Source organism: Streptomyces sp. ActVer (assembly GCF_027270795.1).
Classification (GTDB): domain Bacteria; phylum Actinomycetota; class Actinomycetes; order Streptomycetales; family Streptomycetaceae; genus Streptomyces; species Streptomyces umbrinus_A.
Genome location: NZ_JAPWHT010000470.1, coordinates 1 through 7,746 on the forward strand (window position 1 = coordinate 1; position 7,746 = coordinate 7,746).

At 70.5% G+C, this 7,746-nt stretch carries 8 protein-coding genes; 3 read left to right on the forward strand and 5 right to left on the reverse strand.

Annotated features, from left to right (window positions below; translation table 11 throughout):
- Positions 1–117: 117 nt before the first annotated feature.
- The 4 genes from O3Q52_RS44250 to O3Q52_RS44265 form a co-directional block, all read right to left on the reverse strand.
- Positions 118–1,146, reverse strand: a complete 1,029-nt coding sequence (locus tag O3Q52_RS44250) for a 6-phosphofructokinase (RefSeq protein WP_055612065.1) — start codon at positions 1,144–1,146, stop codon at positions 118–120.
- A 144-nt stretch (positions 1,147–1,290) separates the two neighbouring features.
- Positions 1,291–1,968, reverse strand: coding sequence for a response regulator transcription factor (locus O3Q52_RS44255; protein ID WP_269654174.1), 678 nt, complete (start codon positions 1,966–1,968; stop codon positions 1,291–1,293).
- Between the two features lie 73 nt (positions 1,969–2,041).
- Positions 2,042–3,301 (reverse strand): MacS family sensor histidine kinase, encoded by a 1,260-nt coding sequence (gene macS / locus O3Q52_RS44260; protein ID WP_269654175.1) that lies wholly within the window; start codon positions 3,299–3,301, stop codon positions 2,042–2,044.
- A 33-nt stretch (positions 3,302–3,334) separates the two neighbouring features.
- Positions 3,335–4,147 (reverse strand): 1-acyl-sn-glycerol-3-phosphate acyltransferase, encoded by an 813-nt coding sequence (locus O3Q52_RS44265; RefSeq protein ID WP_269654176.1) that lies wholly within the window; start codon positions 4,145–4,147, stop codon positions 3,335–3,337.
- A gap of 308 nt (positions 4,148–4,455) precedes the next feature.
- Between O3Q52_RS44265 and O3Q52_RS44270 the strand changes: the two genes are divergently transcribed.
- From O3Q52_RS44270 to O3Q52_RS44280, 3 genes are all read left to right on the forward strand, one after another.
- Entirely contained in the window at positions 4,456–5,265 is an 810-nt protein-coding gene (locus O3Q52_RS44270) for a carboxylesterase (protein WP_269654177.1), read from the forward strand.
- A complete protein-coding gene (locus O3Q52_RS44275; RefSeq protein ID WP_269654178.1) occupies positions 5,258–5,935 on the forward strand; it encodes a hypothetical protein in 678 nt (225 codons plus the stop codon). Before O3Q52_RS44270 ends, O3Q52_RS44275 begins: the two co-directional genes overlap by 8 nt.
- Positions 5,936–6,115: 180 nt before the next feature.
- Positions 6,116–6,781 (forward strand): RNA polymerase sigma factor, encoded by a 666-nt coding sequence (locus O3Q52_RS44280; protein ID WP_269654179.1) that lies wholly within the window; start codon positions 6,116–6,118, stop codon positions 6,779–6,781.
- A gap of 6 nt (positions 6,782–6,787) precedes the next feature.
- Here the strand turns inward: O3Q52_RS44280 and O3Q52_RS44285 are convergent, their stop codons facing one another.
- Positions 6,788–7,552, reverse strand: a complete 765-nt coding sequence (locus O3Q52_RS44285; protein ID WP_269654180.1) for an endonuclease/exonuclease/phosphatase family protein — start codon at positions 7,550–7,552, stop codon at positions 6,788–6,790.
- Positions 7,553–7,746 lie beyond the last annotated feature (194 nt).

A 7,746-nucleotide genomic window follows, 5' to 3' on the forward strand; every position in this document is an offset into this window, starting at 1 on the left:
CCCACCCAGCCCGTCCGGCGTTTGAGGACGAGGCCGTTCAGGCCGATGCGGGGGCCTGGGGGCGGCAGCCCCCAAGGACGGGACGGGTAGGGGCGGCGGGGGCGAGGGGAGTTCGGGTCAGCCGAAGAAGACTCCTACCTCCGCGTAGAGGCGGGGGTCCACCGTCTTCAGGCGGGCCGTGGCCTCGGCGATGGGGACTCGGACGATGTCGGTGCCCTGGAGGGCGACCATTTTGCCGAAGTCGCCGTCGCGGACGGCCTCGATGGCGTGGAGGCCGAAGCGGGTGGCCAACCAGCGGTCGAAGGCGCTCGGGGTACCGCCCCGCTGCACGTGACCGAGGACCGTCGTGCGGGCCTCCTTGCCCGTGCGGCGCTCGATCTCCTTGGACAGCCACTCCCCCACCCCGGAGAGACGGACATGCCCGAAGGAGTCCAGCGACCCGTCCTTGAGGACCATGTCGCCGTCCTTCGGCATCGCCCCCTCCGCGACGACCACGATCGGCGCGTACGAGGCCTTGAAGCGCGAGGTCACCCACGCGCAGACCTGGTCGACGTCGAACCGCTGCTCGGGGATGAGGATGACGTTCGCGCCGCCCGCGAGGCCGGAGTGGAGCGCGATCCAGCCCGCGTGCCGCCCCATCACCTCGCAGACGAGCACCCGCATGTGCGACTCGGCGGTGGTGTGCAGCCGGTCGATCGCCTCGGTCGCGATACCCACGGCGGTGTCGAAGCCGAAGGTGTAGTCCGTGGCGGAGAGGTCGTTGTCGATGGTCTTCGGGACGCCGACCACCGGGACGCCGTACTCGTCCGTCAGACGCGCGGCGACGCCCAGCGTGTCCTCGCCGCCGATCGCGATCAGCGCGTCGACCTCCAGCTTGGCGAGGTTCTCCTTGATCCGGCGGATGCCGTTCTCGACCTTGAGGGGGTTGGTGCGCGAGGAGCCGATGATGGTGCCGCCGCGGGGCAGGATGCCACGCACGGCGGGGATGTCGAGCCGGACGGCGTCGCCCTCCAGGGGGCCCCGCCAGCCGTCCCGGAAGCCGGTGAAGTCGTAGCCGTACTCCTGAACGCCCTTGCGGACGATGCCCCGGATGACGGCGTTGAGCCCGGGGCAGTCGCCGCCTCCGGTCAGTACTCCGACCCGCATGGAAAAGTCCCTTCGCCGCGGTTGGCTGATGGGACTCACGCTAATAGTGATCCAGGTCACTTCAGCAGAGGCCGGAAGGTCAATTCCGGTGAATTGTGCGGGGGTTGATCATGCGTCTTCACTCTTTGGTGGGACACGGACGGTTTACGCGTCGTCGAGGCCCCGCTCTATGGCATAGCGCACCAGCTCCACGCGGTTGTGGAGCTGGAGCTTGCCGAGGGTGTTCTGCACATGGTTCTGGACCGTGCGGTGGGAGATCACCAGGCGCTCGGCGATCTGCTTGTAGCTCAGGCCCTTGGCGACCAGCCGGAGCACCTCGGTCTCCCGGTCGGTGAGCTGCGGAGCCCTGGGCTCGTCGCCGCCCGTGGCGGGTCCGGGGTCGGAGGCGAGCCTGCGGTACTCGCCGAGGACCAGGCCCGCGAGCCCGGGCGTGAAGACGGGGTCGCCGACGGCCGTGCGGCGCACCGCGTCGATCAGCTCGTCCGTGGACGCCGACTTGAGCAGATAGCCGGTGGCCCCCGACTTGACCGCCTCCAGGACGTCCGCGTGCTCGCCGCTCGCGGAGAGGACCAGGACGCGCAGGGCGGGATTGACCCCGACCAGCTCCTTGCAGACCTGCACACCGGGCTTGGCCGGAAGGTTCAGGTCGAGGACGAGGACGTCGGGGGCGGCGGCCTGCGCACGGCGCACCGCCTGCTCGCCGTCGCCCGCCGTGGCGACCACGTCGAACCCGGACTCGGCCAGGTCACGCGCGACCGCGTCGCGCCACATGGGGTGGTCGTCCACCACCATGACCCTGATCGGGCCCTGTCCGTCACTCATCGCCGCCCTGCCTTCGCCATGGCCTCCGTCGCCCCGCCCGTCGTCATCCTCGTCGTCTTCCCCGTCGCCCTTGTCATCGCTGTTCCGCCTTCCCCCGTGAACCCTTCGGGTCCTTCACATCCTTCACATCCGTCACGTCCGCCTTCGGGACCTTCAGTTCGACCTCCGTGCCCTGGCCCGGCACCGAGATCAGCTCGGCCGTGCCGCCGATCTCGCGCAGCCGCCCGCGGATCGACAGGGCCACGCCGAGGCGGCCCTCCCCCTCGGCCTGGGCGAGCCGGCCCTCGGGGATGCCGGGACCGTCGTCTCGTACGGTCACGATCACCTCGTCCGGCTCGTCCTCGACCAGGATCCACGCGCGGGCGTCCGCCCCCACGTGCCGGTGGACATTGTCCAGGGCGGCCCCGACGGCGGCGGCCAGCTCCTTCGCGGCGGCCGGGTCGAGCGGCACCGGGGTGCCCGGCGCGGAGAAGGTCACCTTCGCGGTGGCGTACGGGGCGAGCAGCGAGCGCAGGTCGCAGGGGCCGCCCTCGTCCGGCTCCGGCTCGTCCACCGCGCGCACCAGGGCGCCCTCGGCCTCGTCCTCGGACACGCGTGAGACCGGTACGAGCCCGCCCGAGACCAGCGTGCGCAGCGCGACCTCCTGCTCGCCCGCGAGGCGGCCCAGTTCCGCGGCCTCTCCGCCGAGCGTGGCACCGCGCCGCTGCACCATGGCCAGCACCTGGAGGACGCCGTCGTGGATGTCGCGGGCGAGCCGCTCCCGCTCGCGCGTCGCGGCCTCGATCTCCAGGGCGCGGGCGAGGGTGCGCTCGGAGGCGCGGGCCACCTCGACGACGTATCCGATGGCGATGGAGGCGACCCAGACGAGCAGCACGTTGTGGAGGGTGTCCTGGCTGAGCGCGCCGCGCTGGACGACGTTCGCGACGCCGACGAGCGCCGAGGCGAAGGCCGCCCAGCGCCAGCCGCCCTTGATCGCGAACGCCAGCACGGAACCCGCGGTCCATATCGACGGGAGGGTCGGGCCGCCGTCCACGATCCGGTCGTGGGCGTCCGCGACCGGCGTGAGGAGGATGCCGGTGAGCGCGATGGTCAGGTCGGCGGCGAGGAAGCGCTTGGTGCAGCTGGCCGCGTTGGCCACCCTGGGCAGGGTCGCGAAGGTCCACGCGATGAGCACCAGGTAGTAGCCGATGGCCACTTCGGGACGGACGAAGCTGCTGTAGTGGGTGGCGAAGAGGCCGATCGCGTAGAACATCGTCAGGACGCGGTACCCGGTCAGCGCACGCCACAGCGGCTGCTCGACCGACATTCTCATGACTCTCTCGCGCTTGGCCATGTCCCCCACTACCCCATCCCCCGACGGCCGCGTCTAGGAGTCGGACCGTTCCTTCTCGTCCTTCTCGGTCTGCCGCTCCGCCTGCTCGGCTTCCTTCTGCGCTTCTTTCTGCGCTTCCTTCTGGGCCTGTTCCGCTTCCTTCTGGGCTTCCTTGAGCGCCTGTTTCTGCGCCTTCGCCTCGTCCGCGATCTGCCGTTTGGCGGCCGTCGCGTAGATGTCGACGTACTCCTGACCGGAGAGCTTCATGATCTCGTACATGACCTCGTCGGTCACGGCGCGCAGGACGAACCGGTCGTGCTCCATGCCGTTGTACCGGCTGAAGTCCAGCGGCCTGCCGATGCGGATGCCCGGGCGCATCAGCTTGGGCATCACCTTGCCGGGCGGCTGGATCTTCTCCGTGTCGATCATGGCGACCGGGATGACCGGAGCGCCGGTGGCGAGCGCCACGCGCGCGAGGCCGCCGGGCTTGCCCCGGTAGAGGCGGCCGTCGGGCGACCGCGTGCCCTCGGGGTAGATGCCGAACAGCTCGCCGCGCTCGATGACGTCCACGCCGCTCTTGATGGCCGCCTCGCCCGCGCCGCGCCCTCCGGAGCGGTCCACCGGCAGCTGGCCGACGCCCTTGAAGAAGGCGGCCGTCATCCGGCCCTTGACGCCGGGGGTCGTGAAGTACTCGGCCTTCGCGATGAACGTCACCTTGCGGTCCAGGACCGCGGGCAGGAAGAACGAGTCCGAGAACGACAGGTGATTGCTCGCCAGGATGGCCGGGCCCTCGGCGGGAATGTTCTCGAGGCCTTCCACCCAGGGCCTGAAAGCGAGCTTCAGAGGCCCTCCGATGGAAAACTTCATTGCGCCGTAGATCAACCGAGTGCCTCCTGTGTCTGTCGGTCAGACCTTAACCCGGAGCACTGCCAAAGGGCCCGACGGCCCTGGTCGGTGTCAGTGCGGTCGCGTACGGTGAAGTACGCCTCGAAGCTTCGGGGTGGTCGTCGCGTCGCCCCGGAATGAACAGGGAACCGTTCTCCCGAATGAACAGTTCTCGATGAACAGCCGTCCCTCTTCATGAGTCGTCCTTCTTCGCAGAGCGTCCTTCCTTCGTCGTCCAAGAGCGTCCTTCTTCCATGAGTCGTCCCTCTTCAATGAACAGGAGACCGAAGGTGCCGGTCCTTCCTGGAGCCGAGCCGTTCCGCCACGAGGGCGGAGAGGTCGGGGTCCTTCTCTGCCACGGGTTCACCGGTTCTCCGCAGTCGCTGCGCCCCTGGGCGGAGTATCTCGCCGAGCGGGGTCTGACCGTCGCGCTGCCGCTGCTGCCCGGGCACGGCACGCGCTGGGAGGACATGCAGGTCACCGGCTGGCAGGACTGGTACGCGGAGGTGGACCGCGAGCTGCGCGCCCTGCGCGAGCGCTGCTCCCAGGTCTTCGTCTTCGGCCTCTCCATGGGCGGCGCCCTCACCCTGCGGCTCGCCGCCAAGCACGGCGACGAGATCAGCGGCATCGTGGTCGTCAACCCGGCGAACAAGGTGCACGGTCTTTCGGCGTACGCCCTTCCGGTACTCCGCCATCTCGTCCGTACGACGAAGGGGCTGACCAGCGACATCGCGAAGGAGGGCGGTATCGAGGTCGGATACGACCGGGTGCCCCTGCACGCGGCCCACTCGTTGCGGAACTTCTTCCGGCTGGTCGACGGCGAGCTGCCGCAGGTGACGCAGCCGATGCTGCTCCTGCACAGCCCGCAGGACCATGTCGTGCCGCCCGCCGACTCGGCCCGCATCCTCAGCCGGGTGTCGTCCGTGGATGTCACGGAGATACTCCTGGAACAGAGCTACCACGTCGCGACGTTGGACCACGACGCGGACCGGATCTTCGAGGAGAGCTTCGCCTTCGTCTCCCGGCTCGCACCCGGCGCCGGCAAGGAGACCGGCGCGGGCCAGGCGGGTCAGCAGGAAGGGACGGCCACTGGTGGCTGAGCACGACGCGGACCGCGAACCCGAGGAGAAGGACGCGCCGTCCGGCGAGGAACAGGGCCCGTCGTTCGACGAGGCCGCAGCGTGGGAGGCGATCGTCGCGGGGTACGGCGACGAGCCGCCGGACCCGCCCGGCGCCAAACCCTTCAAGTCCATCGAGGACCTGGCGCTCCTGGAGCCCGAGACGAACGACTCGGGCGACACCGACACGAAGAGCGCCAAGAGCTCCAAGAGTTCCAAGGGTCCCAAGGAAACGAAGGGCTCCACGGACACCACCGAGGCCACGGAGCCGGCGGCGGAGGACGAGCCCTCCGCCGAGACCGAGAAGCCGCTCGGCAGCTCCGTCGCGTTCGCGCCCGGTGTCTCCGGCCCGCGCGACTACGCGATGCCCGAACCGGTCGAGGAGGACTTCGACGAGGACGACGAGGGCCACTTCGTGCCGCCCGAGCCGCCCCCGCTGCCCGCCGCGGACGCGACGGCCAAGTTCGCCTGGCTGGCCGTGATCGGCGGCCCGCTCCTGCTCCTCCTCGCCGTCCTGCTCGGCTGGACCATGACCTGGTGGCTCGCCACCATCGGCATCGGCGGCTTCCTCGGCGGCTTCGCCACGCTGGTGGGCCGCATGCGCGGCGACGACGAGGACGAGGACGACCCGGGGCGCGGCGCGGTGGTCTGACGCCGCGCACAGGTACGTACGGAAGCCCGCCCGGAGAAGCACCCGGGCGGGCTTTCGCGTGGGTGCGGCCCCGCTGCGGAACCCTCGACGGAACTCGATCCCGCCGATCGGCGAAGTAGGGGTGGACAACCCGAACAAGCCCAGGCCTTCGAGGCGTTCAGTCGAACGAAAGGAGCCCCGATGACCGTCGGACCGGGCGTCCTCACGCGCGAGGAGAGGCGCGAGGAGAGCGACGCCCGTGTGATCGAACGGTCCCGGGACGAGCCCGAGCTGTTCGCCGTGCTCTTCGACCGTCACGCCGGCACCGTGCACCGCTACGCGGCCCGGCGGCTCGGTCCCGAGGCGGCGGAGGACCTGATGGCGGAGACGTTCACGACGGCCTTCCAGCGGCGCCACACGTACGACCTGGAGCGGGCCGACGCCCGCCCGTGGCTGTTCGGCATCGCGACGAACCTCGCGAGCCGGCATCGAAGAGCCGAGGCGCGCCGTTTCAAGGCGCTCTCGCGGCTTCCGCCTGCCGTCGAGCACGAGGAGCCGGTGGCGGATCGCGCGGTCGCCAGGGCCGGCGCCACAGGGGTGCGCCGGGAACTGGCGGCCGCGCTGTCCGGGCTGTCCGCCCGGCACCGCGACGTGGTGCTGCTGGTGGCCTGGGCCGGCCTCGACTACGAGGAAGTGGCCCAAGCCCTCGGTGTGCCCGTCGGCACCGTCAGATCCCGGCTGCACCGGGCGCGCGGCAGACTGCGCGACAGTCGTACCTCGGATGACGGCGCGGACATGAAGTCCTACACCCAGCTGACGTACCTCGACGGCTGGGCGGTCACCGACCGGGCCAGGCAGCGGCCCTAGGCGGACCTAGGAGGCGGGCACCCGGAGGGCCGCCAGGACCGGCAGGTGGTCCGTGGCGGCCTTCAGATCGGCCTCCGTCACTCCGGGGTGACCGAGCGGTACGCCGCAGCCCAGGACCTCCACGCCCTCCGTGGCGAGGAGCGCGTCGATGCGCTGGTGGGGGTCGGCGGGTGTCGAGGTGTACTCCGCGCCCCAGGGGGCCACCGCCCAGCCGTCCTGGAGCTCGGTGGCGAGGCGCTTGAAGGTGCGGCCGTTCGGTCGCTCGTTGAGGTCGCCGCCCGCGACGGCGTGCGGGGTGCCCATGGCTGCGAGGCGGTCGAGGAGCATGCCTCCCTGCTCGTGGCGCTCGTCCTTCTGCAGGGAGAGATGGCAGCTCAGTACGCCGAGACGGGCGCCGCCGAAGCGGACGACCGCGGTGGCGAAGCCGCGTCTGTGCAGTCCCGGTGTGAGCGGGAGCAGTACGTCCTCGGTGCGTTCGACCCTCGCCCGCAGGGAGCAGAGGAGGGCGGGGCCCGATGCCGTGCCACCGCCGGAGAGGATCACCTGACCCGACGCGGCCGCCAGGCGGGCCAGTTTCTTGCGCCACCGGAAGAAGCGGGGGGCTTCCTGGACCAGGACGAGGTCCGGTTCGCAGGCGCTGATCACTCGGGCGAGTGCGGCGGTGTCGTCTCGCATGGAGCGGATGTTGTAGCTGAGGACCCGGATCACGGCCGAGCCGTCGGATTCCGTACGGGACGCTGGTAGCGGACTGGCGGAAGGGCTGGTCGGCATGTCGATCAAGATATATGCCCCGCCGGTTCTGGGTCGTCAGATTCACCGCGGGTGGGTGGGGGCTGGTCGCGCAGTTCCCACCGGCCCTGAAGACGTGGCGGTAGCCCCTGCTTTTAAGGGGCGCGGGGAACTGCGCGACCAGCCCCCACCGGCCCGCTGATCCCCACGACCCTCACCCCCCAACCCCTCAAACA